The organism is Nocardia sp. NPDC047648, from assembly GCF_040642815.1.
In the GTDB taxonomy this organism is placed as follows: domain Bacteria; phylum Actinomycetota; class Actinomycetes; order Mycobacteriales; family Mycobacteriaceae; genus Nocardia; species Nocardia gamkensis.
This window is the reverse complement of record NZ_JBEYSX010000027.1, coordinates 1-24,517: the sequence shown is the minus strand read 5'-3', so window position 1 is coordinate 24,517 and position 24,517 is coordinate 1. Positions and strand designations below refer to the sequence as shown.

The following is a 24,517-nucleotide window of genomic DNA, read 5'->3' as shown; positions in this document are numbered from 1 at the left end:
CGGTGAGTGCCGCGTTCCGGCTGTGCCTCCCGACCCAGACGGCGGGCCGGGTAGACGTCACCAGCGGTAGTGCGCGAAGGCCCGGTTGGACTCGGCCATCTTGTGGGTGTCCTCGCGACGCTTGACCGAGGCGCCGAGGCCGTTGCTGGCGTCGAGCAGTTCGTTGGCCAGGCGCTCGACCATGGTCTTCTCCCGGCGCGCACGCGAGAAGTTGACCAGCCAGCGCAGGGCCAGGGTGTTGGCGCGGCCCGGACGGACCTCGACCGGAACCTGGTAGGTGGCGCCACCGACGCGGCGGGGCTTCACCTCCAGCGACGGCTTGACGTTGTCCAGCGCGCGCTTGAGGGTGACGACCGGATCGGTGCCGGTCTTCTCCCGCGCCTGCTCCAGCGCACCGTAGACGATGCGCTCGGCGGTGGACTTCTTACCGTCCAGCAGGATCTTGTTGACCAGCTGAGTAACCAGCGGCGAACCGTAGACCGGGTCGTTGATCAGCGGACGCTTGGGTGCGGGGCCCTTGCGTGGCATATCAGCTCTTCTCCTTCTTGGCGCCGTAACGGCTGCGGGCCTGCTTGCGGTTCTTCACACCCTGAGTGTCGAGCGAGCCGCGGATGATCTTGTAGCGGACACCGGGAAGGTCCTTCACACGACCGCCGCGCACGAGCACCATGGAGTGCTCCTGCAGGTTGTGCCCCTCGCCCGGGATGTAGGCCGTGACCTCGACCGAGCTGGTCAGGCGAACACGCGCGACCTTGCGCAGCGCGGAGTTCGGCTTCTTCGGGGTCGTGGTGTACACGCGGGTGCACACGCCACGACGCTGCGGGCTCCCCTTCAGGGCCGCGGTCTTCGTCTTGGCGACCTTGTCGCGGCGACCCTTGCGGACCAGCTGGTTGATGGTTGGCATAGACCGGCTTTCCTTATTAGTTAACGCGGTGTGTGGACTTCATGTCTGTTTTAAGTTCGCGGCGCTCCCGGGGCCCTTCGCAGAGGCAAGCTTCCGCTTCGGGCCCGTCGTTCACACCGCTGTCATCGAGCTTTCACTCGCACGTCCGGCCACGTTTCTCGCGTCCCGAGGTCGGGCGTGTCGCGCGCGGCGCGGAGCCCTGATTCCGGGCACGCTGGAGTCGTCGGCCGCTTTCGCTGGCCTACGGTCACGCACGAACTTGCCCGCAAGCTTCCGGGCACAGCGATCCACGATACCCGTGGCCGGGACACAGGGTCAAAGCGGGTCGGTTCGAGGATCGTCTACCTGGCCAGGTTCAGGGTCATTTCCATCAGCTTCTTCGCCGCGTCGCACGGATCGGGGTGGCCCGAGCCGGGCCGGTAGTTGATCCACCAGCCGATCACGCCGTTGTCCGGCGCACTCGCCGTCACACCGCAGGAGTCCGGGTCCTTCGGCCTGCGGATCTGCAGTGCCAGCGAACTCTGGATCGTGATGTTGGTGGTTTCGTAGCCGAGCTTGCTGTTCGTCTGCTTCTCGTTGCTCAGCGTCCCGTTCTCGTACCAGTTGAGCGTGGCCATCCCGTTACCGCCGGGCGCGCCGATCAGGTCCCACATGCAGACCGCGCCGAAGAACGAGTCGCTCACCTGGACGCTCTCACCGATCGCCTCGCCGATCTGGTCATGGGAGAGGATCTCGCATTCCCGCAGCAATTTATCCAGCCTGGTGTTGACCGGCTGGCTCGAGCCCACGGGCTGCGCGGTTCCGGAGATCACCTGGCCGCACCCGCCCACGAACAACGCGAGGGCAACCGCGGCGGCAGCGGCAGCGCCGCGCCTGCACAGGTCTCGGCCGACGTTCACTCGTCACCCCTCACTGAATCCGTTGCAGAGTCAGCTCGGCCAGAGCGCGGCTCCGGTCACACGGGTTGCCGGACACCGCGCCGAACGAGCCGATGTTGGTGGACCACTCGAAGAAATCGTCGCCGAGTTGCACCGCCAGATCGCAGATCACGCCGGTGGGATCCAAAGCGGCGAAGCCATCCCGCCCACCCACTTTTATCGGATCGGGCGCGCGGCCGTTGACCGTCACCCACGCCCGTTCCCGTTCGATGGGACTGCCCCGGTAGGAAGCGAATGTGATACTCGGCGAACCGATTCCGGCCGACTGCCAGTTGCAGCCGATGGCGTTGCGGAACACTCCGGAGATCCGGCCGAGGCCACCGAGAGTGCGCACCTCGTCGTCGGTCACGTGACCACACTCCCCGACGAACGGTCCGAGCGCCACCACTTTCGGCGCGGGACGGGACGGACCCGAGTCCTCGCTTTCCTCCCCCGAACCGCAACCCGCCAGTGCGAGCACCAAGGCTGCCGTGATGCCGACTGCCGACTTGATCCGCATGGGAAGAACTCTACCGACGCACTCGCCGAAGATGCTCGACAAGATCGCCGCCCCGATCACAGGTTGCCCCTGGCCTCCTGCTCGCGTTCGATCGCCTGGAACAGGGCTTTGAAATTGCCCTTGCCGAAGCCGAGGGAGCCGTGGCGCTCGATCAGTTCGAAGAAGACCGTGGGGCGGTCGGTGAGCGGCCTGGTGAAGATCTGCAACAGGTAACCGTCCTCGTCGCGGTCGACCAGGATGCCACGGCGCTGGAGTTCTTCGACCGGGACGCGGACCCGGCCGATGCGGGCGCGTAGTTCCGGGTCCTCGTAATACGCGGCGGGAGTCTCCAGGAATTCGACGCCCTCCCGGCGCAAAGCGTCCACGCAGGTCAGGATGTCGCCGGTGGCGAGCGCGATGTGCTGGACGCCGGGGCCGCGATAGAACTCCAGATACTCGTCGATCTGCGAGCGCTTCTTGCCGACGGCCGGCTCGTTGAGGGGGAACTTCACCCGGTGGTTTCCGTTGGCGACGACCTTGCTCATCAGCGCCGAGTACTCGGTGGCGATGTCGTCGCCGACGAATTCGGCCATGTTCGTGAACCCCATGACCCGCCGATAGAACTCGACCCACTCGTCCATCTGCCCGAGTTCCACGTTGCCCACGACGTGGTCGATCGCCTGGAACAGCCGGGCGGGCGCGCCGTCGCGCCGTTGATAGTGGGAGCGGCGGGCGACATAACCGGGCAGGTAGGGCCCGAAGTAGGCGGACCGGTCGACCAAGGTATGCCTGGTCTCGCCATAGGTGGCCAGCGCGGCCGAGCGAACCGTGCCGAAGCCGTCGGTGTCGTCGTGCGGTTCGACCAGCACTTTCGCGCCGTGCGCGCGCGCCCACGCGACACACCGGTCGACGTCGGGCACTTCGAGGGCGATGTCCACCACGCCGTCGCCGTGCCGATCGTGGTGGGCGACCAGCGGACTGTCCGCATGCACCGCTCCGGTGATCACGAAGCGCGCCGCGCCGCTGCGCAGAACGAACGCCTTGTGGTCGCGATTGCCGGTCTCCGGACCCGAATACGCCTCCAACCGCATCCCGAAGGCGGATTCCAGGAAGTGCGCGGTCTGCGTGGCGTTGCCCACCACCCAGACCAGGGCGTCCCACCCGATGACCGGAAACGGGTCACCGCTGTCGTCGTGGTCTACCAACCCCACGAGCGTGCGCAGCTCGCCGTCGCTGGGGACGGCGCCGGACCGGGCGCCCGGCAAGTGCTCGATGGTCATGGACCAAGGAAATCGCCGGGTCCGCCGGATAGGCAACAGCGTCCGATCCGGATAGGCAGGGTGGCGAATTCGTCTAGCAAATGCCGCATGGTGCTGGACAATTTGAATAGCATCGAGGGGACGGGCAGCAAGCCCGGCCCGGTGCTCGAACGGAGGCCGCCATGGCGCGCACATCGGCGAAGCTCGACGAACTCGACCTCGCCATCCTCACCGCGATGCACGAGTACCAGAAAGCGGGCATTCTCGAACTGTCCCGCCGGACCAGGGTCGCGAGGGCCACGGTGCAGTCCCGGATCGCGCGTATGGAGGAGTCGGGCGTGATCGCCTCCTACGACCCGCAGATCGACGTCACCGCGGCGGGGTTCGACGTGCAGGCGTTCGTCACGCTGGAGATCGCGCAGGGCGCGCTGGACGCGGTGGCCGCCGAACTCGACGCCATCCCCGGCGTGCTGGAGGCCTACGCCACCACCGGCACCGGCGACGTGCTGTGCCGGATCGGCGCCGACTCGCACGCCGGGTTGCAGGCCGTGCTGCTGAGCATCGACCGGACCTCCTCGGTGGTGCGCTCGCACAGCGTCATCGTGCTGTCCACCGTGGTCGAACGCCGGGCGCTGCCGCTGTTGCGCACGCTGAGCCCGACCGGGACCACCAAGGCGCCCGCCTACCGTCCGGCCCGCGAGCCGTAACCGATCCGGCTCAGGGGCGCAGGTCGGCGCGCACGTCGAGGATTTCCACGCTTCCCCGCTTGCCCTCCTCCAAGAAGGTGAGCAGAGCGTGGGCCTCGGCCTCGACCTCAGCGCGCTCCGCGTTCGTCCAACTTCGGGTCGGGCTGATGCGCAGCCGGGCGGACTTCGCATCCGCGAAGACCTTGTACAAGCCCGCGAGGAAGCCGTCGATCAGCACCGGAGAGACCTGAGCCGCGAACGCGCGCAGCGGAGGAGCGGCGCCGTCGGGCACGATCCGCGTCCGATCCTGGTGCGACAACAGAACGTTGTCGTACCAGCCGAGCAGCCGCACCGGAGCGGGGATGTCCGGATCGGCCAACGCGCCGTCGACGACGTCGTAGAGCGTGCGCCCGCGCTCGTCGGTGTAGGTGCGCACCCGATCGCCGAGTTCGGCGACGGCCTTCTTCATCCCGGGCAGCTTCGACCAGGTCTGCATGTCCATGGTGCTCGCCGGACCGAACGCGCACAGGTAGCGAAACATCAGCTCCGCCAACGGATATGTGGGGTCCAGCGGCGCGCCCAACCAGGGCTCGACCCGCGACCAGATCGGCCTGCTGCTGTTCTTCCACTTCCCGCGCGGCGGGGTCTGCAACACCGGCAGCTGATACAGCCAGGTCTGCACCACCGCGCCCGGGTCGCGGTCGGGGTAACGCTCGGCGGCGCGGGCACGCAGGTCCGCCGCCGACATCGGCTCGTCACCGAGCACCGCTTCGCCCTGCCCGCGCACCTCCTCCGGGTCGAGCCCGACCATGGCGCCGTAGTTGAAGCCCTTGCGGAAGGGCGCTTTCTCCAGTTCCGGCTGCACATGCGGCGCGATCCGCAGCGCGTCGGGCGGCGTGACCAGATGAATGGTGCCGCGCATCAAGGTGATCCGGACCAGCGAGCGGTCCTCCAGCGCGTCCGACACCGTCGACGGATCGAAAGCCGCGATGCGGCTCCACAATCCGACGAACGGCGGCGGCGAATCCTGCGCCTGCAATCCGACGAGATGATCACACATTTCGTGCGCCGTCCGCGACGAGCGCTCGAGCAGATGCTGGCGAGCCAGCAGGGTCCGGTTCAACACCCGGTTGGACAGTTTCATGACGTGGGCGGACCGGGTGAGTCAGCGCAGGGTGACCACGACCTTGCCGGTGGCCGTCCGGTTGTCCAGCGACGCCACCGCCTCCGCGGCCTTGTCCAGCGGGTACAGCACCGGTTGCGGCGGCGCGATCTTGCCGGAGGCCAGCAGCGGCTCCACCTCGGCCCACTGCTCCTGCAGGTAGCCGGGATGCGACATCACCCATTCGCCCCACGCCGCGCCGGTCACCTCGACGTTCTTCAGCAGCAGCCGGTTGACCTTCACGGTCGGGATCTCCCCCGCGGTGAAGCCGACGACCAGCAACCGGCCCGCCGAGGCGAGCGAACGGATGCTGTCGGTGAACCGGTCACCGCCCACCGGATCGAGCACGATGTCCACGCCGCGACCACCGGTCAGTTCCTTCACCGCCGCCAGCCAGCCGTCGGTAAGCACCACATCGGTCGCGCCGTTGGCGCGCGCGACCTCGGCCTTCTCCTCGGTGCTCACCACGGCGATCACCCGGCCCGCACCGAGCGCGGCCGCCAGCCGCAGCGTCGAGGTGCCGATGCCGCCCGCGGCGCCGTGCACCAGCACCGTCTCCCCTTCCGCCAGCCTGCCCCTGGTGCGCAGGCAGAAGTGCACGGTCAGGTCGTTGAACAGGATGCCTGCGCCCGCCTCCAGCGAGACGTTGTCGGGCAGCCGGAAGACCATCTGCGTTGGCGTGACGGCCGTCTCGGCCATCGCGTTGCCGAGCATGGTCAGCGCGACCACCCGGTCACCCGGCCGCACGTGCGCGTCCTCGGGAGCCTCCCGGACGATGCCCGCGACCTCGCCGCCCACGACGAACGGCAATTCCGGCTTCATCTGGTAGAGGCCGCGCGTCATCAGCACGTCCGGGAAGGCCACGCCCGCCGCGTGCACGTCGATCACGACGCCGCCCGGGAAGACCGGGGGCTCCGGGATATCGACGATCCGAACCGCTTCCGGTCCCTCCAGCTTGCTGACCTGGGCTGCGCGCATGTGCCGACCTCTCTGTCCTCGCCCCGGCCTGATCCGCGCCGGCGCCACACCGACAACATAACGGGCGCCCCCCGAGCACGCCCGTCCGGACGCCCGATTTTGCTATGCTGGCCGCGACCTCGCGGTCGGGAGGGAAGGGGGATTCATGGTCGAGCAAAACCAGCCACAACCTGCGACGACGATGCAGGTCGACCCGGCGGCGCTGCGCTCCTTCGCGCAGACGCTGCGCACGGAGGCCACGTCGGTCACCGACCTCGGCGCAGGCGGGGGTCTCGGCGTCGCGGCGGGCGCGCTGCCGGGCACCGATTTCGGTCCGGTGGCCCAGCGCGCGAACGACGCCGCGCACCGCTGCCTGGAGCGGATCGGATCGCGCCTGACCACGATCGCCGACAACCTGCACAACGCGGCGGGCAAGTACGAGCTGGCCGAGGACGACTTCGCGGCGAAGCTGCGCGCCATAGGGCTCCAGCTGCCATGACGCTCACCATTCCAGACGTCGAGAACTGGCAGCCGGAGCAGCTTTCGGCGGCGGGCGCGCTCGCCGAACGGATGTCGCAGGGGCTGGACAACGCGGTGGGCAAGGGCGCGGACGACACGAAGGCGCTCGCCGACACGAAGCAGTGGTCCGGATCCGCCGGCGACGCGGCGAACGCCCGGATGCAGGCCGAGAAGACGCGCGCCTCCGCGGTGAGCGCCGCGCTGCTCGAGTTGAAGACCGCGCTCACCACCCAGGTGCAGAACCTGACCGAGGCGAAGGCCAAGGTACTGAGCCTGCGCGACGACGCACTGAACCAGACGCCGCCCTTCGATGTCGCGCCCAACGGCACCGTCGACGCCAAGACACGAATCGACTACCTCCGGGCGCACGCGGACAAGGCCGACGTCGAGGGACTCGTCTTCCAGGAAGCGCTCCAGGCGGCCTCGCGGACGTGGGAGCTCACCAACGCCTTGAAGACCGCCGAAGACGTGGCGAACCGAGCCGAGACCCAGGTCGACGGCGCGGCAGGCAAATTGGAGGCGGCGTTCGCCGGGCTCGGTGAGCCGAGCGCGAACGTACCCGCGGCCCCCACCGTGCCCGCCGCCACCACACCGGCCGCCGCGTCGGGAGCCCCGGTCTCCGCGCCTTCGCCGGATCGGTCGAGCCAGCTGATGTCCGGGCACAACGACTCGGGAACCTCCCACGGCACGTCGTCGGGCACGCCGTATCACGGTGGGCCGAGTTCGTCCGCGCCGACCGGCCCGCTGCCCAGCGGTGACGTCGCGCGATGGATCGCCGAGGCGAAGCAGAAACTCATCGCGATGGGGTACGACCCCGCCGACATCGATGAACGAGCCATCGCGCTGATCATCGAGCACGAATCCGCGGGCAATCCTTACGCGGAGAACCGCTGGGACAGCAACTGGGTGGCCGGCCATCCGTCGAAGGGTCTCATGCAGACCATCGACAGCACGTTCAACGCCTACAAGGCGCCCGGCCACGACGACGTCTGGAACCCGGTCGACAACATCATCGCCGGGGTGCGCTACTCCATCGATCGCTACGGGTCGCTCGGCAACGTCCCCGGCGTCGCCGCCGTAAACTCGGGCGGCGCGTACCAGGGCTACTGACCCGCTCACGGCCATGGCCTGCGCCCGCAGGCTGCCGAGCGCGCGTGATCTCGTACCGGTGCCGCGCACGGAAAACCCCATTCTTGCTGGCCCACGACCCGGCTGACGGACTATTAAGGAGGTAGGGACGGCTCGACGCGAGGGTGTGGCGTACGCCCCGTAAAGTCGTCACAACAGCACCGCATGAAGAAACGCGGCACACCGTGCAGCGCGAGGAGCACAAGTGTCACTCGATCAGCCACTCGCCCCGCTTCCCCAGGAGGGCATGGGCTTTGCTTCGGCGTGGCCCATCCGGGCTGGTGATGTGGATCCCTACGACCGGTTGCGGTTCGATGCCGTCGCCCGCTACTTGCAAGATATCGCCTGGGAAAACCTGCATAAGACGTTCTTTTATCGGACCGATCCGAACTGGATCATCCGGCGCACGGTCATCGACGTCATCCGGCCGATTCTGTGGCCGGACGAGGTGCAGTTGCTGCGGTGGTGCTCGGCCATGTCCACCCGCTGGACCAACATGCGCGTGCGGATCACCAGCGGAAACGGCGGCCTGATCGAGACCGAGGGCTTCTGGATCAATATCAGCGAGTCCACCGGCATGCCCGCGCGGATCAGCGACGAGGGCCTCGCCTACCTCGCGCGCACCTCCGGTGAGCACCGGCTGCGGTGGCGGCCCTATCTGACCGACGCCACGCCGCCGGAGTCCGACACCGACCTGCCGTTCCCGGTGCGCGCCACCGACATCGACCAGTACAACCACGTCAACAACGCCTGTTACTGGCAAGCGGTGGAACAGTTCCTGGTCGAATATCCCAAGCTGCTCGCGGGTCCGCACCGCGCGGTGATCGAATACGTGGCGCCGGTGCTGGCCCGCCAGCACGTGAGCGTGCGCAGCCGGTACGAGCCTGGAGATCGCACCGGGCAGCCGGTGCTCCGGCTGTGGTTCGTGGTCGGCGGGACCACCACCACCGTGGTCCGCATCATGCCCTTACCCGGCGCTCCCGCCTCTCCAGGGTTTTAGGCTCCCCCGCCTCTCCGGGTTTTCGGGCCACACCAGTCGGGATACGGGATTCCCGTGCAGGTCCTGCGTCGGGTGCCGCTCGGGTTTCGGGCGTACCCGGCGAGTTACCCATCTTCTCGCGAAATCAGTGGCCGGTTCCGGCGAGACCCGTTCGGCGCAGTCCTGTCCTCAGGCGAGGAGATTTGCCGCACGGCTCGGTCGGAGCCGGGGGACCGGGCCGGTCGGAACGCGCTGTTCCGACCGGCCTCCTGGATCGTCAGCCGCGGGCGGCTTTGAGCAGGTCTTCGCGGGTGGTGAATTTGACGCGAGGGCGGCCCGCGGACTTGCCAGCGGTCTTCTCCGCCTGGTCGATCGCTCGCCAGCCCGCCCGGTCGACCAAGTCGGCCTGGCGCTCGGCGAGCAGGGCCCTCAGCGCGGCACGGTCGGCCTGCGGCGCGGCGAGTTTGCCCGCGGTGAAGTCGGCGAGCAGCAGCTCCACCGTCTCCTCGGAGTCGATCCGGTTCGAACCGATCACACCGCGCGGGCCACGCTTGATCCACCCGCTGACGTACACGCCGCCGAGCATGGTTCCGTCGTCGCCGATGACCCTGCCGTGCTCGTTCGGCACGACGCCGCGCCGCTCGTCGAACGGCAGCTCACCGATCCGCTCGCCGCGGTACCCGATCGACCGCAGGACCAGCGAGGTGCCGATGCTCTCGGTGCGGTCGGTCGGCCGTGCGACGAGCTGACCGTCTTCCTCGAACAGCTCGTTGTGCACGATCTCGATGGACTCGACCCGGTCGGTGCCGGTGAGCGCGGTGGGCGAGGTGAGATAGCGGAACACGATCCGCTTGTTGCCTTCGGCCCGGCGACCGCCCGCGTACTCCTGGGCGAGGGTGTACTTCAGTTTCAGCGACGGCTCGACCTGCGGGTCGTCCACGATCGCCTGGCTGGCGTGATCCAGTGCCAGGTCGGTCTCCTCGACGATGACGTCGACGCCCTTCAGATGCGCGAGGGCGAGGAACTCCGGGGATGTGTAGGCCGCTTGCAGCGGGCCCCGCCTGCCCAGCACGACCACTTCGCGAATATTGCTCTGCCGCAGGGCGTCCAGGGCATGGTCGGCGATGTCGGTCTTGGCGAGTTCGTCCGGGTCGACGGTCAGCACGCGCGCCACGTCCAGCGCGACGTTGCCGTTGCCGACGATCACCGCCCGCTCCCCGGACAGGTCGAAGGTCCGGTCGGCGTAGTCGGGGTGGCCGTTGTACCAGGCGACGAACTCGGTGGCGGAGTGGCTGCCCGGCAGGTCCTCGCCCGGGACGCCCATCTTCCGGTCGCTGGAGGCGCCGACGGCGTAGATCACCGCGTGGTGGTGGCGCAGCAGTTCCTCGTGCGAGATGTGGGTGCCCACTTCGACATTGAGGTAGTACTGCAGCGTCTCACGGCGGAAGGCGGACTCGAACATGCCCGAGACGGTCTTGGTGCCCGGATGGTCGGGCGCGACGCCTGCCCGGACCAGGCCCCACGGGGTGGGCAGCCGGTCGAACATCTCGATTTCCACGTCGGCCCTGCGCAGCAGTTCGTCGGCGGCGTAGCAGGCCGCGGGCCCGGCGCCGACGATCGCGACGCGCAGGGTGCCCAGCTCCTTCGGCGGACGCGCGGGGGTGACGATCGGGTCGAAATTCGATTCCAGCGGATGCCGTTGGAAATAGGCGGCGTTGATGTCGCGGAATCGCGCCAGCGAAGCGGTCAGGTCGTCCTCGGAGAAGATGGCCTCCACCGGGCACGCGTCGACACAGGCGCCGCAGTCGATACAGGTGTCGGGGTCGATGTAGAGCATCTCGGTCGTCGCGAACTCCGGCTGGTCCGGGGTGGGACGGATGCAGTCGACCGGGCACTCGGAGACGCAGCTGGCGTCGTTGCAACAACGCTGCGTGATTACGTAGGCCATATTGTGCTGATCCTCGAAGAAGTACGTGGGCCGTGGCCACCCATGGGGTTGTGGTGGACAGATGAGCGGCGTCCGTCACGTCCGCCGCGGGGATCGCCCGCGGGAGCGCGTGATGTGATGCCGCTTTCAGTTTGCCTCGAGTGTGGTCGAGACCTCTCGCCCGGAGGCCTTACCGTATCTCCATGGCGCGGACTCTGATCCTCATGCGGCACGGTAAGTCGGCCTATCCCGAGGGCGTCGACGATCACGAGCGGCCGTTGGCGCCGCGGGGCAGGCGCGAGGCGGGACTGGCGGGTAGGTGGCTGCGAGCTACGCAACCGCCGATCGACGCCGTGCGCTGCTCCACCGCGACACGGACCAGGGAGACGCTGTCGGCCACCGGCATCACCGCGCCGGCCGTCTTCGAACCCGGGATCTACGAGGCCGCGCCGGAGACGCTGATCGAACTGGTCCGCCTCAGCGACGACGATGTGGCGACCCTGCTGGTGGTCGGGCACGCGCCCGGCATGCCGTGGACGGCTTGGGAGTTGGCGAGCAACCGCGACAGCGCCCCGGCCGTGGAACTCAGCCGGAAGTTCCCGACCTCCGCACTCGCGGTGCTGCGCTTCGACCGCGATTGGGCGGACATCGATCCGGGGACCGGCGAACTGACGCATTTCCACATCCCGCGCTGACCGCACGCGGCTCGCGCGCGGTCAGCGCAGTAACCTGCCGCCGACCACAACGCCCGCACCGAGCACGAGCAGCAGCGCGAACGCGGCCAGACCGCCGAACAGCCACCACACCACGCCGAGCGCGATCGCGAACGGCGCGATCGCGATCGCGGTGATCACCGGGCTTTCCCTGACCGTCGCCCAGGCCGAACGAGCCCTGATCCGGTCGATGTCCTTTCCAGGCATGTTCCCAGCGTAGGCCGGAATCCGGGACTTTGTCGGCGGCTGATGGAATGCTCGCCGGATGGACTGGAAAATCGAACTCGTCGCCATTCCGGTGACCGACGTCGACCGCGCCAAGGACTTCTACACCAAGATCGGTTTCCATGCCGATCACGATCACCGGGTCGATGAGAACCTGCGCTTCGTGCAGCTGACCCCACCCGGCTCCGGCTGCTCGATCTGCCTCGGCGAAGGCATCACCGACGCGGCGCCCGGCAGCGTCCGAGGCATGCAGATGGTGGTGGCCAGCGCCGAGGACGCCTACCAGCAGTTGATCGCCGCGGGCGTGGACGCCACTCCGGTCCAGGACCTCGGCTGGGGCCTGTTCACCTTCTTCGCCGACCCGGACGGCAACAAATGGGCGGTCCAGCAACTGCCCGACTACAGCAGCTGAACATACGGCCACCCCTTGCTTGGAGTGCACTCCAGGTGACTAGCGTCGTCGATGTTCCACGGGAAGGGCGAGTGCATGAGCGAAACGGCGCCATACGCGAGCGCGCGCGAGGACAGGGAGCAGCCCCGGTACTCGATCGGCGAGGTGTCCGAGCGATCGGGACTGAGCCGGGACACGCTGCGCTGGTACGAGCGGATCGGCCTGATGGACTACATCGGGCGCGACCACACCGGCAAGCGGCGGTTCAGCGACCGGGATCTGGAATGGCTGGCGCTGATCGGGCGGCTGCGCACGACCGGCATGTCGGTGGCGGACATGCTCCGCTATGCGGAGCTGGTACGGGCCGGAGACGCGACGTTCCCGCAACGGCTGGCGATGTTCCGGGATACCCGCGCGGAGGTGCTCGCCAAGATCGATGAACTTCGTCAGACTCTGGCCGTGCTGGACCACAAGATCGCCCTGTACGAAGGCAAGGGGCGAGCGATCGAGCCGGACGTGGTCACCGCGCACGACAGCGAAGAGATCAAGGTATGACAGCGAGCCGAGAACACTTCCCCGAGAGCAGGAGACGCCCATGTCGACGTTGACGCTGAACGTTCGCTTCACCGCCAAACCTGGTCGCGAGGCGGAACTGCGGGATCTGCTGCAAGGCATGATCGAGCCGACGCTCGCGGAGAGCGGCTGCATCCGTTACGAGCTCTACCTGCATCCCACCGACCCGAGCCGGATGGTGTTGCTGGAGGAGTGGGCCGATGCGGACGCCTTGGACGCGCACTTCCGGACGCCGCACCTGAAGGCTCTCGCCACCGCGTTCCAGGAAGTGCTGGTCGAACCGTTCCAGCTGCGGCGGTTCACCGAGATCGAGTGACCGTGCGACGGTCCGGCGGACCGGAGTCCGCTTATCCGGTGGCCTGCTCCGCGCGGTTCACCGGCGGCGACTAACATCCCACGAATATGAAGCCCGAAACGCCGCGTGACCGCGTCTGGATCGATAAGCAGACGCCGGCCGCGTTCCGCGCGCTCAACGGCGTCGCTAACGAGGTCAGGGCCGCGGGCGCGGCGGTGGGGCTGGATCGCCGGATCGTCGAACTGATCAATCTGCGCGTCTCCCAACTCAACGGCTGCGCGTACTGCCTGGACGTGCACTACCGCGCCGCCCTGGCCGCCGGGGTCACCGAACAGGAGATCGCGGTGCTGCCCGGATGGCGGCGCGGCGGCACGTACACCCCGTTCGAGCAGGCGGTGCTCGCGATCGCGGAAATCACGGCGACGCTTCCGGACGAAAACGTCATCGAGCGTGAGTACGCTTCGGCTCGCCGGCATCTGACGGATGATCAGCTGTCCGTCGTCATCTGGGTCGCCACCACGATCGGCGCGTTCAACCGGGTCTCGATTCTCAGCAGGCATCCGGTACGCGCCCGGAAGGAGAAGGGAACCATGAGCGAATCGGCATCGGAGTCCGAGGTCGTCCGCAACGACGAGCGGCATCGCTACGAGGTGTTCTACGGCGGGGAGCTGGCCGGCTTCGCCGACTACGAGGAACGCGACGACGAGACGGTGTTCACGCACACCGAGGTCGACGGCGCGTTCTCCGGGAAAGGTCTCGGGTCCGTCCTGGCCGAGAAGGCCATCGAGGACGCTGTCGGGCGCGAGCGCGTGATCCGGCCGGTGTGCCCGTTCATCAAGGCGTATCTGGACAAGCACCCGCAGTACGACGCCCACGTGATCGGCAAGGGCGTCGATCGGTGAGTGATCTGGATCCGCGCCCGGCCGAGACGCTCTGCGAACCCGCGCCGGGTCCGGGGCCGGTCGCGGAGCGGTATCCGGCCCGTGAGGTGCCGCTCGGCGGGGTGCGCGGTGTCTTCGTCGAACGCGTGCTGCCGCAACGCGACCTGCCGACCGTCGGCGCGTGGTGCTTCCTCGACCACTTCGGCGCGCCGACGGTCACCAAGACCGGTGCGCCGCCGGACATCGATCCGCATCCGCACATCGGCCTGCAAACGGTGACCTGGCCGTTCGAGGGGCGGATCCGGCATCGCGACTCGGTGGGCTCGGACGTGCAGATCGAACCCGGTCAGCTGAATCTGATGACCTCCGGACGCGGCATCGCCCATTCCGAGTACGCCGTCGCGGGCGCGCCCGCCGGACACGGCTTGCAGCTGTGGATCGCGCTGCCGGGCGACCACACCGGCATCGCTCCGCATTTCGAGCAGCATCGGGAACTGCCCGTCGTCGAGGCGCCCGGCCTCCGCGCGATCGTGCTGATCGGGTCCCTGGCCGGGAAGACCTCACCCGCGATCGCCTACACACCCATCGTCGGCGCCGATGTCCGGTTGGAGCCCGGCGCCGAGGTCAGTCTCCCGCTCGACCCTCGTTTCGAGCACGCGGTGCTGGTGATCGAGGGCGAGGTGACCGTCGCGGGCGAGGAACTGACTCCCGGACCGCTGCTGTACCTGGGCACCGAGCGCGACGAACTCCGGCTCGCCACCACCGGTGGCGCGCACTTCGCCCTGATCGGCGGCGAACCGTTCGGCGAGGAACTGGTGATGTGGTGGAACTTCGTCGGCCGCAGCCACGAGGAAATCCTCGCCGCCCGGGCGGATTGGGAGAACCACGACGTCACCCGGTTCGCCGACATCGCGGGCCATACTCCGCGACAGCGCATTCCCGCGCCGCCCCTGCCCGGCCTGCACCTGAAGCCGCGCAAGCGCCGGATCGGCCCGGCCAGGGACTGATCGCGGCGCACGCCCGATTCCACCACTCGCTTCGACTCCGCCCACGCGACTCGTGAGCGGAGCCGAAGCGTCCGGGCTCAGCCGCGCGCGAGCAGTGCGTCCAGCGCGCGGTAGCTCTCGTTGAGCCCGGTCTCCATGCCCGACTGGAGCATGCCGTCGCGCTCCTGCGGCGTGTGGAATTGGCCGTCGGTGACCACCTTGGTGCGGCCGTCGCCGAGATCGACGAAGCTGACGCTCTCGATCGCCACATGGGCGGGCATGCCGTCCCACTCGAAGGAGTACACGATGCGCTCCTGCGGGGTGACCTCGCGGAAACGGCCCTCGAAGCCATGGGCTCCCTCGTCGGAGTGCTCGACGAAGCGCCAGTGCCCGCCCGGACGGAATTCCCAGCGCTCGATGTCCAGCCGATTGCCCCGCCCCCACCACTGGGCGAGCAATTCGATCCGGCTGTAGGCGTCCCACACGCGCTCGCGCGGGGCATCGAAGATCCGCTCGATGTGGATCGCGCGGTCGGTGTCGGTCGTGATGACCGCGTCGTTCGTGGTTGTGCTCATCGGTCCTGCTCCGTTCGCTCGAGGAATTCGCCGAGACGGTCCAGCCGCGCTTCCACCATCCGCCGGTAGCCCTGCATCCAGGCCACTTCTCGGTCGAAGACGTTCTCGCCGAGGCGGCAGTACCGCACCCGGCCGCGCTTCTCCGTGACCACCATGCCCGCCGCCTCCAGCAGCTGGATGTGCTTCTTGACGCCGGTGAGCGTCATCTCGAAGCGCTCCGCCAGCTCGCTGACGGTGGCGGGCCCACTGCCGAGACGTTCCAGGATCCCACGCCGGGTGGGATCCGCGAGCGCCCCGAAGGAGGCATCCAAGAAGTCATACTGAACCATCTAGTTCAGTGTTACGGAGATAAGAGCGGACGTCAAGAGGGAAATCACACCGCTCCGAAACCTGGCCGGACCAGCGACGCGACCGCCGATCCAGGACGTGCCGTCGGCGGACCCAGCCGCGGTGGAAGCAACCCAACCGGCCTCGTCCCCACCGTGCCTCGATGTGCGACAGAGGCTTTCGCGACCGGACTCGGCGAAGAACTGTCGCTCAGCCCCTTCTGATCCGTGCCGCCGAGCGGTATCTTTTCCCGACGAACCGGACACGGGGGCGGCACACGGAAAAGAGCACGATGAGGACCTCTCGATTCACCGCGACGACGCTGGTCGCGCTGGCGGCCACCGCACTCACCACGAGCGCCGCGCACGCACAGCCCGCGACCACCGACGCCCCGCTCGACCTGCGCGGAACGTTCCACCAGGTCGCCTACGAGGTCGCCGCCACCAGCGATCGGCGCGCCGCCGTGGCCACCATCCAGGACGGGACGTTCGAAGCGACCCACGACGGCCGGGTCGTGACGGTCTCCGATCGCGACGGCAATGTGGTGGCCGCGCTGCCGATGACGCTGCGCATCGGTGATCAGCGCGTGGTGCTGGACCCTGTGCTCGAGGACGCGGGCCACCGGCTCACCGTCGCACCTGTCGCGATGACCGACGCCCCACTGCGCGACATCGGCGCCCAGGAGCGGTTCTACGCCGAGGCGGAGAAGGCCATGCCGACCATCCTCGCGGGCGCGGGCATCGGCGCCGCCATCGGCTTCATCGTCGGATTCCCGCTCGGCCTGTTCGTGATCGACTTCATCACGGTGCCCGCCGCCGCGGTGGCGGGCGCCGCGATCGGCGCGATGGCCGGATTCGTCATCGGCGGTGGGCAACCCGCCGTCGACGCGGCGCTCGAGTACGTCACCGCGCCCTAGTCGAGCCCGGCGACGGGTGTCAGCCGCTGCGTGCCGATCACGCGCAGCAGGTCCAGCTTCTCGGCCGCGTCCGTGCCCGGACGCGGTAGGTAGACCAGCAGACGCTGGGCGGCATTGGGCGTGAGCAACGTTTCGCAGACGACGTCGATCAGGCCGACCTGCGGATGCCGAATCCGCTTGATATCCGAAAGCCGCACGGCCACTTGATGTTCGTCCCACAGCCGGTCGAACTCGGCGCTCGCGGAACGCAGCTCGGCCACCAGCTCGAGCACGTCAGCGTCGCCCGCGCGGCGCGCGGCCGTGGCACGCAGATCGGCGACGTGGTTGCGGCCGAGCCGATCCCAGTCCTCCTCGGGGAAGAGCGCGCGCGACGAAGGGTCGGTGAACCAGCGGTGGGCGTAATACCGCTCCCACCCACGACGGTCACCGTGATCGCCGACGAGCAAGGTATGCATCCGGTTCTGCACCAGCACCTCGCCGAGATCGGTGACGACGGTGGCCGCGGTGTCGTCCAGCTTCGCGAGCAGGTGCATCAGCCCGGGGCCCACATGCTTGTCGGTCGCATCGCGTCCCGGCGGCGCGTGGTCGCACAGATGGTAGAGATGGTCGCGTTCGTCGTTGTCGAGACGCAGGGCGCGCGCGAGCGAGGCGAGGACCTGGGTGGACGGACGCGGACCGCGCGCCTGCTCCAGCCTGGTGTAGTAGTCCGTCGACATGCCCGCCAGCAGCGCGACCTCGTCGCGGCGCAGTCCCGGCGTGCGCCGCCGGACACCCGGCGGCAACCCGACGTCGGCGGGGGTGAGCTGCTCTCGGCGGCGGCGCAGGAAATCGGCGAGTTCGGCGCGGTCCATGCCCTTACTGTCCTCGGAAACGGCGCCCGCAGCCAGGGATCGCCACTCCTCTGATAAACGGTCTCTCCCGCGGCGGCGGCGCACGGTTCAGGCTGGTCCCATGACGACAACGAAAATCCACGAAGTGCGGCTCGGGACCACCGGGCCGACGGTCGGCCGGATCGGCCTCGGGGCGATGGGCATGTCCGGCGCGTACGGCGCGACCGACGATGCCGAATCGACCGCGACCATCCACGCGGCGCTGGATTCCGGCGTCAACCTGATCGACACCGGCGATTTCTACGGCGCAGGACACAACGAGACGCTGATCGGCAAGGCCATCGCCGAACGTCCACGCGAGGACGTGGTGCTGAGCGTGAAATTCGGCGCGCTGCGCGGTCCCGACGGCGGCTTCGCCGGAGTGGACAACCGGCCTGCCGCGCTGCGCAATTTCCTGACCTACAGCCTCCAGCGGCTCGGCGTCGACTACATCGACATCTATCGCCCAGCACGGCTCGATCCGGCCGTGCCGATCGAGGACACCGTCGGCGCCATCGGCGAGCTGATCGAAGCAGGGTACGTGCGCCATGCCGGCCTGTCCGAGGTCGGCGCGGACACCATTCGGCGCGCGGCGGCCGTACACCCCATCGCGGACCTGCAGATCGAGTACTCGCTGCTCTCCCGTGGCATCGAGGAGCAGATCCTGCCCGTCTGCCGCGAACTCGGCATCGGCGTCACGGCCTACGGCGTGCTCTCCCGGGGCCTGCTGAGCGACGCGATCACGCCCGGAGCCACCTTCGCTCCGAACGATTTCCGCGCCCACAGCCCGCGCTTCCAAGGCGAGAACCTGGACCGGAATCTCGAACTGGTGCACGCGCTGAACGAGATCGCGGCGCGCAAGGACGCCTCGGTGGCGCAACTGGCCATCGCCTGGGCGCTGACCCGCGGCGAGGACATCGTGCCGCTCATCGGCACTCGTCGCCGCGAACGGTGGGCGGAGGCGGTGAGCGCGCTGGACCTCTCGCTCACCGACCAGGAGTTGTCCACTATCGAAGCGGCCGTGCCCGCCGACCGGGTCGCGGGCGAACGCTACGCCACGCCGCTGATGGCGACGCTCGACAGCGAGCGCTGAGCACGAAGCCCGGCGGATCGCACAGCCGATCCGGACCGGCCACTCGCCGAGGCACACGGTTCGGCGAGCGGCCGAACCGTGTCGGAATGACCCAAAGCAGCATCACCGTCGAAGCGTGCCCACGTCGTGTGCCGGCAGCGTCATCCCGGCGGTTTCCGCATGACGCGCGGTGCCGTAGACGCGAATCATGCCCGGCTGAGCGTCTCGATGCGATCAGACCCGGCGTGGACGCAGCACAGCCGTGAACATCGCTGCGGCCACGGTCTTTCCGGCGCTGTCGGTGATGTCCACCGGCACGTCGAGTTCGAGCGGCACTTTTGCCTCGATGTCCGCCCGCATCTTCGCCAGCTTCTGCGCGGAGAACGCGGAAGTGGCGCGGAACGGCCCCGCGTCCCCCTTCGCGCGGGCTTTGTATTCGATGCGTCCGTCCTTGGCGACGATGAACGTCTCCCCCATCAGGTCGACGATCCCCGACACCGACGCACCCATGGCGGCGGTCTCGGCCATCCCGAACAACACGGCGGCGTGCAGATCTCCGTTGTGGTTCAAATGCTGCGCCCGCGGCACGATCGACACCACGTTCCGCCCCGCCGCGAACTCCTCCCACTCGACCTCCGCGTACTGGATGAACCCGAGCTTCCGGAATCCGGCCACCACCAGATCACCCAACACCGCGCCGTCCACCAGCCACCTCCGAACAGAACTGAAACCTGTTCTACTTTCCTACCGCCTGCCACCCCGGTTGTCCACCACGGACCCGGCACCGAACGAATTCGGCCCCCGCTCCACAAGGAAGCGGGGGCCGAATCTCGTTGCGACGGATTACCGGTAGTCGCTGAAGCCGTAGTCGTCGAGCGGGACTGCGGCGCCGGTGGTCTGACCGAAGCTGTCCGGGCTGTAGTAGGTGTCGTCGTAGGACGGCACCGCGTACGCGGCGGCACGGGCTTCCTCGGTCGGCTGCACCTGGATATTGCGGTACCGGTTGATACCGGTACCGGCCGGGATCAGCTTACCGATGATCACGTTCTCCTTGAGGCCGATGAGCTTGTCGGAGCGGCAGTTGATCGCCGCGTCCGTCAGGACTCGGGTGGTCTCCTGGAAGGACGCCGCCGACAGCCACGAGTCGGTGGCCAGCGACGCCTTGGTGATACCCATCAGCACCGGACGACCCGCCGCGGGCTCGTTGCCCTCGGCGACGACGCGACGGTTGGCGGCCTCGAACTCGGCGCGCTCGGTGAGCGAGCCGGGCAGGAACTCCGTGGCGCCCGAGTCGATGATCGTCACGCGACGCAGCATCTGGCGCACGATCACCTCGATGTGCTTGTCGTGGATCGACACACCCTGCGAGCGGTAGACCTCCTGGACCTCGTGGACCAGGTGAACCTGAACCTGACGGGGGCCCATGATGCGCAGCACCTCGTGCGGATCCGCCGCGCCTTCCAGCAGCTGCTGGCCGACCTCGACGTGGTCACCGTCCGAGAGCAGACGCTCGGTGCCGTCGTCGTGCTTGAACACCCGCAGACGCTGCCGCTTCGAGAGCTTGTCGTAGACAACCTCTTCGCCACCGTCATCCGGGATGATGGTGATCTTGTAGAAGCGATCGTCGTCCTCCAGCCGCACGCGACCGGAGACCTCGGCGATGGGCGCCTTGCCCTTCGGCACGCGCGCCTCGAACAGCTCCTGCACACGCGGCAGACCGCCGGTGATGTCGTCACCCGCGACACCACCCTGGTGGAAGGTACGCATGGTCAGCTGGGTACCGGGCTCACCGATGGACTGCGCGGCGACGATACCGACGGCCTCACCGATGTCGACCAGCTTGCCGGTCGCCATCGAGCGGCCGTAGCAGGTCGCGCACACACCGGTACCGGTGGTGCAGGTCAGCACGGAGCGGACCTTCACCTCGGTGATACCGGCCTCCAGCAGCGCCTCCAGCGCCGGATCGCCGAGATCGGCGCCCTTCGCCACGATGACGTTGCCCTGCGCGTCGACCGCGTCGGCCGCGAGCGTGCGCGCGTAGGTGGAGGTCTCCACGTGCGCGTCGCGGATGATCGAGCCGTCGAGCTGCTTCTCCGCGATCGGCACCACGATGCCGCGCTCGGTGCCACAGTCGTGCTCGCGCACGATGACGTCCTGCGAGACGTCCACCAGACGACGGGTCAGGTAACCCGAGTCGGCGGTGCGCAGCGCGGTGTCGGCCAGACCCTTACGAGCGCCGTGGGTGTTGATGAAGTACTCCAGAACCGTCAGGCCCTCACGGAAGGAGGACTTGATCGGCCGCGGGATGAACTCACCCTTCGGGTTCGTCACCAGGCCCTTCATACCGGCGAGGGTACGGGTCTGGGTGAAGTTACCCGTGGCGCCCGAGTCGACGATCGTGATGATCGGGTTGTCGGCCGGGTAGTGCGCGCGCAGCGCCTTACCGACCTCCTCGGTCGCCTCCTGCCAGATCTTGACCAGGGCGTTGTTGCGCTCCTGGTGATCGAGCGCACCGCGCTGGTACTTCTTCTCGATCTGATCCGACTGCGCCTCGTAGCGCTCCATGATCTCGGCCTTCTCCGGCGGCACGAGCACGTCGGACATGGAGACCGTCACGCCGGAACGCGTGGCCCAGTAGAAGCCGGCGTCCTTGAGCTTGTCGACGGTCTGCGCGACCACGATCATCGGGTAGCGCTCGGCGAGATCGTTGATGATCGTCGCCTGACGCTTCTTCGGCATCTGCTCGTTGATGAACGCGTAGTCCACCGGCAGCAGCTCGTTGAACAGCACCCGGCCCAGCGTGGTCTCGGTGGTCCACGCGTCGCCACGACGCCAGCCCTCCGGGAACAGCTCCGCCTCGACGTCCTTCGGCGGACGCTGGTCGGTCAGCCGGACCTTGATCAGCGAACGCACGGTGAGTTCACCGCGGTCCACCGCCATCTGCGCCTCGGCGGGCGAGGAGTACACGCCCCGCTCCGGACCGTCGGCGGTGGCCGGCTCGTAGGAACCCTTCGCGCCCTCTTCCAGACGGGTCAGGTAGTACAGGCCGGTCACCATGTCCAGACGCGGCATGGCCAGCGGCCGACCGGAGGCGGGCGACAGGATGTTGTTCGACGACAGCATCAGCACGCGTGCCTCGGCCTGCGCCTCCGCCGACAGCGGCAGGTGCACGGCCATCTGGTCACCGTCGAAGTCGGCGTTGAACGCCTCACAGACCAGCGGGTGCAGCTGGATGGCCTTGCCTTCCACCAGCTGCGGCTCGAAGGCCTGGATACCGAGGCGGTGCAGCGTGGGCGCGCGGTTGAGCAGCACCGGGTGTTCGGCGATGACCTCTTCGAGGACATCCCACACCTGCGGCCGCTGCCGCTCCACCATCCGCTTGGCCGACTTGATGTTCTGCGCGTGGTTCAGGTCGACCAGCCGCTTCATCACGAACGGCTTGAACAGCTCCAGCGCCATCAGCTTGGGCAGACCGCACTGGTGCAGCTTCAGCTGCGGGCCGACGACGATGACCGAACGGCCCGAGTAGTCGACGCGCTTACCGAGCAGGTTCTGCCTGAACCGGCCCTGCTTGCCCTTGAGCAGGTCGGACAGCGACTTGAGCGGACGGTTGCCCGGTCCGGTGACCGGACGGCCGCGGCGGCCGTTGTCGAACAGGGCGTCCACGGACTCCTGCAGCATCCGCTTCTCGTTGTTGACGATGATCTCGGGCGCGCCGAGGTCGATCAGTCGCTTGAGGCGGTTGTTGCGGTTGATCACGCGACGGTACAGGTCGTTCAGGTCGGAGGTGGCGAAGCGGCCACCGTCGAGCTGAACCATCGGGCGCAGCTCCGGCGGGATCACCGGAACGGCGTCGAGCACCATGCCCATGGGCGAGTTGCCGTTGGCCTGGAAGGCCGCGACGACCTTGAGCCGCTTGAGCGCGCGCAGCTTCTTCTGGCCCTTGCCGGAGCGGATGGTCTCGCGCAGCGACTCGGCCTCGGCCTCGATGTCGAAGCTCTCCATCAGCTTCTGGATCGACTCCGCGCCCATGGCGCCGGTGAAGTACTCGCCGTAGCGGTCGACCAGCTCGCGGTAGAGCACCTCGTCGACGATGAGCTGCTTGGGCGCCAGCTTGGTGAAGGTGTTCCAGATCTCCTCCAGCCGGTCCAGCTCACGCTGGGCGCGGTCGCGGAGCTGGCGCATCTCCCGCTCGCCGCCGTCCTTCACCTTGCGGCGGACGTCGGACTTGGCACCTTCGGCCTCGAGCTCGGCCAGGTCGGCCTCGAGCTTCTGGGCACGGGCCTCGAGGTCGGCGTCGCGCTGATCGGCGACCGCCTTCTTCTCGACCTCCATCTCGGCCTCGAGCGTGGACAGCTCGTTGTGCCGCAGTTCCTCGTCGACCGCCACGATGACGTAGGCGGCGAAGTAGATGATCTTTTCCAGATCCTTCGGCGCCAGGTCGAGCAGGTAGCCCAGGCGCGAGGGCACGCCCTTGAAGTACCAGATGTGGGTGACCGGAGCGGCCAGTTCGATGTGGCCCATGCGCTCGCGGCGCACCTTGGCGCGAGTCACCTCGACGCCACAGCGCTCACAGATGATGCCCTTGAAGCGGACGCGCTTGTACTTGCCGCAGTAGCACTCCCAGTCCCGGGTGGGACCGAAGATCTTCTCGCAGAACAGGCCGTCCTTCTCCGGCTTGAGCGTGCGGTAGTTGATGGTCTCCGGCTTCTTCACCTCGCCGTAGGACCACTGACGGATGTCCTCGGCGGTGGCCAGGCCGATCCGGAGTTCATCGAAGAAGTTGACGTCTAGCACGTAACTTCCTTTCCCCTGTGCGGGTCGAATTCGAGCAAAAGTTCACTAGTGAGTGTCTGCCGAGACTTCGCTCGGCCGAGCACGTCCGGTAATCCGCGCGGTGCGGGCCGGATGCCGCCGGTGACGGCATCCGGCCGACCGCCTAGTTCGCCAGATCGTCGACGGTGGCCGCTTCGTTCCTCGACAGGTTGATGCCGAGATTGGCCGCCGCACGCTCCAAGTCCTCGTCGTCGCCGTCACGCATCTCGATCGCGGCGCCGTCGGACGACAGCACCTCGACGTTGAGGCACAGCGACTGGAGTTCCTTGAGCAAGACCTTGAACGATTCCGGAATGCCCGGCTCCGGGATGTTCTCGCCCTTGACGATCGCCTCGTAGACCTTCACGCGACCGACGACGTCGTCGGACTTGATGGTCAACAACTCCTGCAGCGTGTACGCCGCACCGTAGGCCTGCATGGCCCAGCACTCCATCTCACCGAAACGCTGACCACCGAACTGTGCCTTACCACCCAGCGGCTGCTGGGTGATCATCGAGTACGGACCGGTCGAACGCGCGTGGATCTTGTCGTCGACCAAGTGGTGCAGCTTCAAGATGTACATGTAACCGACCGCGACCGGGTACGGGAACGGCTCACCGGAACGGCCGTCGAACAGCGTGGCCTTGCCGTCGTCGTCGACCATGCGCTCGCCGTCGCGGTTGGGCAGCGTCGAGGCCAGCAGGCCGGTCAGCTCCTCCTCCCGTGCGCCGTCGAACACCGGCGTGGCGATGTTGGAGTTGGCCGGAGCGCCGAGCATCTCCTCCGGCAGCGCCTGCGCCCAATCGGGGCGGGAGCCGTCGGTGGCGACGTCGACCTGCCAGCCCGCCTTGCCGATCCAGCCCAGATGGGTTTCCAGGATCTGACCGATGTTCATACGACGCGGCACACCATGGGTGTTCAAGATGATGTCCACCGGAGTGC

The 24,517-nt window shown here is 68.0% G+C and carries 26 protein-coding genes and 1 pseudogene; 12 read left to right on the top strand and 15 right to left on the bottom strand.

The features are described from left to right. Nucleotides 1-57: 57 nt before the first annotated feature. The 5 genes from rpsG to hppD form a co-directional block, all read right to left on the bottom strand. Entirely contained in the window at nucleotides 58-528 is a 471-nt protein-coding gene (gene rpsG / locus ABZ803_RS34130; protein WP_014353063.1) for a 30S ribosomal protein S7, read from the bottom strand. A 1-nt stretch (nucleotide 529) separates the two neighbouring features. Further along, on the bottom strand, nucleotides 530-904 hold the full coding sequence (rpsL, locus tag ABZ803_RS34125) for a 30S ribosomal protein S12 (protein ID WP_039801925.1): 375 nt from the start codon (nucleotides 902-904) through the stop codon (nucleotides 530-532). A 341-nt stretch (nucleotides 905-1,245) separates the two neighbouring features. Further along, a complete protein-coding gene (locus ABZ803_RS34120) occupies nucleotides 1,246-1,803 on the bottom strand; it encodes a DUF3558 domain-containing protein (RefSeq protein WP_357045809.1) in 558 nt (185 codons plus the stop codon). Between the two features lie 10 nt (nucleotides 1,804-1,813). Beyond that, nucleotides 1,814-2,341 carry a DUF3558 domain-containing protein gene (locus tag ABZ803_RS34115; protein ID WP_357045807.1) on the bottom strand — a complete coding sequence of 176 codons (528 nt, stop codon included), beginning with the start codon at nucleotides 2,339-2,341 and terminating at the stop codon, nucleotides 1,814-1,816. Between the two features lie 56 nt (nucleotides 2,342-2,397). Next, nucleotides 2,398-3,600, bottom strand: coding sequence for a 4-hydroxyphenylpyruvate dioxygenase (gene hppD / locus ABZ803_RS34110; protein WP_357045805.1), 1,203 nt, complete (start codon nucleotides 3,598-3,600; stop codon nucleotides 2,398-2,400). Nucleotides 3,601-3,761: 161 nt separating this feature from the next. On the opposite strand from hppD, the gene ABZ803_RS34105 reads away from it, so the two are divergent. After that, entirely contained in the window at nucleotides 3,762-4,286 is a 525-nt protein-coding gene (locus tag ABZ803_RS34105) for an Lrp/AsnC family transcriptional regulator (RefSeq protein ID WP_040870262.1), read from the top strand. Between the two features lie 10 nt (nucleotides 4,287-4,296). Here the strand turns inward: ABZ803_RS34105 and ABZ803_RS34100 are convergent, their stop codons facing one another. Next, the gene (locus tag ABZ803_RS34100; protein WP_357045803.1) at nucleotides 4,297-5,409 is read right to left on the bottom strand and encodes a winged helix DNA-binding domain-containing protein; all 1,113 of its coding nucleotides are present in this window, start codon (nucleotides 5,407-5,409) and stop codon (nucleotides 4,297-4,299) included. Nucleotides 5,410-5,430: 21 nt separating this feature from the next. Beyond that, entirely contained in the window at nucleotides 5,431-6,405 is a 975-nt protein-coding gene (locus ABZ803_RS34095; RefSeq protein WP_357045801.1) for an NADPH:quinone oxidoreductase family protein, read from the bottom strand. Nucleotides 6,406-6,550: 145 nt separating this feature from the next. Between ABZ803_RS34095 and ABZ803_RS34090 the strand changes: the two genes are divergently transcribed. The 3 genes from ABZ803_RS34090 (at nucleotide 6,551) to ABZ803_RS34080 (ending at nucleotide 9,031) form a co-directional block, all read left to right on the top strand. Then, nucleotides 6,551-6,883 carry a type VII secretion target gene (locus ABZ803_RS34090; protein WP_357045799.1) on the top strand — a complete coding sequence of 111 codons (333 nt, stop codon included), beginning with the start codon at nucleotides 6,551-6,553 and terminating at the stop codon, nucleotides 6,881-6,883. Continuing rightward, entirely contained in the window at nucleotides 6,880-8,013 is a 1,134-nt protein-coding gene (locus tag ABZ803_RS34085) for a transglycosylase SLT domain-containing protein (RefSeq protein ID WP_357045797.1), read from the top strand. The genes ABZ803_RS34090 and ABZ803_RS34085 overlap by 4 nt, the downstream gene beginning before the upstream one ends. Before the next feature lie 223 nt (nucleotides 8,014-8,236). Beyond that, nucleotides 8,237-9,031: an acyl-ACP thioesterase domain-containing protein gene (locus ABZ803_RS34080; RefSeq protein ID WP_357045795.1), complete on the top strand. Its 795-nt coding sequence runs from the start codon at nucleotides 8,237-8,239 to the stop codon at nucleotides 9,029-9,031. Between the two features lie 256 nt (nucleotides 9,032-9,287). Here the strand turns inward: ABZ803_RS34080 and ABZ803_RS34075 are convergent, their stop codons facing one another. Next, nucleotides 9,288-10,958 (bottom strand): FAD-dependent oxidoreductase, encoded by a 1,671-nt coding sequence (locus ABZ803_RS34075; protein ID WP_357045793.1) that lies wholly within the window; start codon nucleotides 10,956-10,958, stop codon nucleotides 9,288-9,290. A gap of 182 nt (nucleotides 10,959-11,140) precedes the next feature. Here ABZ803_RS34075 and ABZ803_RS34070 point away from each other — a divergent pair, with 182 nt between their 5' ends. Then, complete coding sequence (locus tag ABZ803_RS34070; protein ID WP_357045791.1) at nucleotides 11,141-11,632, top strand: histidine phosphatase family protein; 492 nt, start codon at nucleotides 11,141-11,143, stop codon at nucleotides 11,630-11,632. A 21-nt stretch (nucleotides 11,633-11,653) separates the two neighbouring features. On the opposite strand, the gene ABZ803_RS34065 is transcribed toward ABZ803_RS34070, so the two are convergent. After that, nucleotides 11,654-11,857 (bottom strand): hypothetical protein, encoded by a 204-nt coding sequence (locus ABZ803_RS34065; RefSeq protein WP_040870275.1) that lies wholly within the window; start codon nucleotides 11,855-11,857, stop codon nucleotides 11,654-11,656. Between the two features lie 58 nt (nucleotides 11,858-11,915). On the opposite strand from ABZ803_RS34065, the gene ABZ803_RS34060 reads away from it, so the two are divergent. The 5 genes from ABZ803_RS34060 to ABZ803_RS34040 all read left to right on the top strand — a co-directional run bounded on the left by ABZ803_RS34060 (nucleotide 11,916) and on the right by ABZ803_RS34040 (nucleotide 15,022). Next, nucleotides 11,916-12,287: a glyoxalase superfamily protein gene (locus ABZ803_RS34060; protein ID WP_357045789.1), complete on the top strand. Its 372-nt coding sequence runs from the start codon at nucleotides 11,916-11,918 to the stop codon at nucleotides 12,285-12,287. A gap of 75 nt (nucleotides 12,288-12,362) precedes the next feature. Further along, nucleotides 12,363-12,821, top strand: a complete 459-nt coding sequence (locus tag ABZ803_RS34055) for a MerR family transcriptional regulator (protein WP_062975495.1) — start codon at nucleotides 12,363-12,365, stop codon at nucleotides 12,819-12,821. A gap of 40 nt (nucleotides 12,822-12,861) precedes the next feature. Further along, nucleotides 12,862-13,155, top strand: a complete 294-nt coding sequence (locus tag ABZ803_RS34050; RefSeq protein ID WP_357045787.1) for a putative quinol monooxygenase — start codon at nucleotides 12,862-12,864, stop codon at nucleotides 13,153-13,155. An 86-nt stretch (nucleotides 13,156-13,241) separates the two neighbouring features. After that, nucleotides 13,242-14,036: a GNAT family N-acetyltransferase gene (locus tag ABZ803_RS34045; RefSeq protein ID WP_357045785.1), complete on the top strand. Its 795-nt coding sequence runs from the start codon at nucleotides 13,242-13,244 to the stop codon at nucleotides 14,034-14,036. Next, on the top strand, nucleotides 14,033-15,022 hold the full coding sequence (locus ABZ803_RS34040; protein ID WP_357045783.1) for a pirin family protein: 990 nt from the start codon (nucleotides 14,033-14,035) through the stop codon (nucleotides 15,020-15,022). The genes ABZ803_RS34045 and ABZ803_RS34040 overlap by 4 nt, the downstream gene beginning before the upstream one ends. Nucleotides 15,023-15,099: 77 nt before the next feature. On the opposite strand, the gene ABZ803_RS34035 is transcribed toward ABZ803_RS34040, so the two are convergent. Both ABZ803_RS34035 and ABZ803_RS34030 read right to left on the bottom strand, forming a co-directional pair. After that, on the bottom strand, nucleotides 15,100-15,576 hold the full coding sequence (locus ABZ803_RS34035; protein WP_357045781.1) for an SRPBCC family protein: 477 nt from the start codon (nucleotides 15,574-15,576) through the stop codon (nucleotides 15,100-15,102). Then, nucleotides 15,573-15,905 carry a metalloregulator ArsR/SmtB family transcription factor gene (locus ABZ803_RS34030; protein ID WP_062975489.1) on the bottom strand — a complete coding sequence of 111 codons (333 nt, stop codon included), beginning with the start codon at nucleotides 15,903-15,905 and terminating at the stop codon, nucleotides 15,573-15,575. The genes ABZ803_RS34035 and ABZ803_RS34030 overlap by 4 nt, the downstream gene beginning before the upstream one ends. A 290-nt stretch (nucleotides 15,906-16,195) precedes the next feature. Between ABZ803_RS34030 and ABZ803_RS34025 the strand changes: the two genes are divergently transcribed. Further along, nucleotides 16,196-16,819, top strand: a complete 624-nt coding sequence (locus ABZ803_RS34025) for a hypothetical protein (RefSeq protein ID WP_357045779.1) — start codon at nucleotides 16,196-16,198, stop codon at nucleotides 16,817-16,819. On the opposite strand, the gene ABZ803_RS34020 is transcribed toward ABZ803_RS34025, so the two are convergent. Then, nucleotides 16,816-17,670, bottom strand: a complete 855-nt coding sequence (locus ABZ803_RS34020) for a helix-turn-helix transcriptional regulator (protein ID WP_357045777.1) — start codon at nucleotides 17,668-17,670, stop codon at nucleotides 16,816-16,818. The genes ABZ803_RS34025 and ABZ803_RS34020 overlap by 4 nt on opposite strands. A 100-nt stretch (nucleotides 17,671-17,770) precedes the next feature. Here ABZ803_RS34020 and ABZ803_RS34015 point away from each other — a divergent pair, with 100 nt between their 5' ends. After that, on the top strand, nucleotides 17,771-18,781 hold the full coding sequence (locus ABZ803_RS34015) for an aldo/keto reductase (protein WP_357045775.1): 1,011 nt from the start codon (nucleotides 17,771-17,773) through the stop codon (nucleotides 18,779-18,781). Nucleotides 18,782-18,994: 213 nt separating this feature from the next. Here the strand turns inward: ABZ803_RS34015 and ABZ803_RS34010 are convergent, their stop codons facing one another. The 3 genes and pseudogenes from ABZ803_RS34010 to ABZ803_RS34000 all read right to left on the bottom strand — a co-directional run. Beyond that, nucleotides 18,995-19,465, bottom strand: coding sequence for a DUF4442 domain-containing protein (locus tag ABZ803_RS34010; RefSeq protein ID WP_357045773.1), 471 nt, complete (start codon nucleotides 19,463-19,465; stop codon nucleotides 18,995-18,997). A gap of 138 nt (nucleotides 19,466-19,603) precedes the next feature. Continuing rightward, nucleotides 19,604-23,557 (bottom strand): DNA-directed RNA polymerase subunit beta', encoded by a 3,954-nt coding sequence (locus tag ABZ803_RS34005; protein WP_063053072.1) that lies wholly within the window; start codon nucleotides 23,555-23,557, stop codon nucleotides 19,604-19,606. A 142-nt stretch (nucleotides 23,558-23,699) separates the two neighbouring features. Next, nucleotides 23,700-24,517, bottom strand: a pseudogene (locus ABZ803_RS34000) (DNA-directed RNA polymerase subunit beta); the annotation flags it as partial.

What these genes read in the sequence shown, in the direction of transcription:
- rpsG (WP_014353063.1), bottom strand. Translation starts at nt 528, where the DNA reads ATGCCACGCAAGGGCCCCGCACCCAAGCGTCCGCTGATCAACGACCCG.
- rpsL (WP_039801925.1), bottom strand. Translation starts at nt 904, where the DNA reads ATGCCAACCATCAACCAGCTGGTCCGCAAGGGTCGCCGCGACAAGGTC.
- ABZ803_RS34115 (WP_357045807.1), bottom strand. Translation starts at nt 2,341, where the DNA reads ATGCGGATCAAGTCGGCAGTCGGCATCACGGCAGCCTTGGTGCTCGCA.
- hppD (WP_357045805.1), bottom strand. Translation starts at nt 3,600, where the DNA reads ATGACCATCGAGCACTTGCCGGGCGCCCGGTCCGGCGCCGTCCCCAGC.
- ABZ803_RS34105 (WP_040870262.1), top strand. Translation starts at nt 3,762, where the DNA reads ATGGCGCGCACATCGGCGAAGCTCGACGAACTCGACCTCGCCATCCTC.
- ABZ803_RS34100 (WP_357045803.1), bottom strand. Translation starts at nt 5,409, where the DNA reads ATGAAACTGTCCAACCGGGTGTTGAACCGGACCCTGCTGGCTCGCCAG.
- ABZ803_RS34095 (WP_357045801.1), bottom strand. Translation starts at nt 6,405, where the DNA reads ATGCGCGCAGCCCAGGTCAGCAAGCTGGAGGGACCGGAAGCGGTTCGG.
- ABZ803_RS34090 (WP_357045799.1), top strand. Translation starts at nt 6,551, where the DNA reads ATGGTCGAGCAAAACCAGCCACAACCTGCGACGACGATGCAGGTCGAC.
- ABZ803_RS34085 (WP_357045797.1), top strand. Translation starts at nt 6,880, where the DNA reads ATGACGCTCACCATTCCAGACGTCGAGAACTGGCAGCCGGAGCAGCTT.
- ABZ803_RS34075 (WP_357045793.1), bottom strand. Translation starts at nt 10,958, where the DNA reads ATGGCCTACGTAATCACGCAGCGTTGTTGCAACGACGCCAGCTGCGTC.
- ABZ803_RS34070 (WP_357045791.1), top strand. Translation starts at nt 11,141, where the DNA reads ATGGCGCGGACTCTGATCCTCATGCGGCACGGTAAGTCGGCCTATCCC.
- ABZ803_RS34065 (WP_040870275.1), bottom strand. Translation starts at nt 11,857, where the DNA reads ATGCCTGGAAAGGACATCGACCGGATCAGGGCTCGTTCGGCCTGGGCG.
- ABZ803_RS34060 (WP_357045789.1), top strand. Translation starts at nt 11,916, where the DNA reads ATGGACTGGAAAATCGAACTCGTCGCCATTCCGGTGACCGACGTCGAC.
- ABZ803_RS34055 (WP_062975495.1), top strand. Translation starts at nt 12,363, where the DNA reads ATGAGCGAAACGGCGCCATACGCGAGCGCGCGCGAGGACAGGGAGCAG.
- ABZ803_RS34050 (WP_357045787.1), top strand. Translation starts at nt 12,862, where the DNA reads ATGTCGACGTTGACGCTGAACGTTCGCTTCACCGCCAAACCTGGTCGC.
- ABZ803_RS34045 (WP_357045785.1), top strand. Translation starts at nt 13,242, where the DNA reads ATGAAGCCCGAAACGCCGCGTGACCGCGTCTGGATCGATAAGCAGACG.
- ABZ803_RS34035 (WP_357045781.1), bottom strand. Translation starts at nt 15,576, where the DNA reads ATGAGCACAACCACGAACGACGCGGTCATCACGACCGACACCGACCGC.
- ABZ803_RS34030 (WP_062975489.1), bottom strand. Translation starts at nt 15,905, where the DNA reads ATGGTTCAGTATGACTTCTTGGATGCCTCCTTCGGGGCGCTCGCGGAT.
- ABZ803_RS34025 (WP_357045779.1), top strand. Translation starts at nt 16,196, where the DNA reads ATGAGGACCTCTCGATTCACCGCGACGACGCTGGTCGCGCTGGCGGCC.
- ABZ803_RS34020 (WP_357045777.1), bottom strand. Translation starts at nt 17,670, where the DNA reads ATGGACCGCGCCGAACTCGCCGATTTCCTGCGCCGCCGCCGAGAGCAG.
- ABZ803_RS34015 (WP_357045775.1), top strand. Translation starts at nt 17,771, where the DNA reads ATGACGACAACGAAAATCCACGAAGTGCGGCTCGGGACCACCGGGCCG.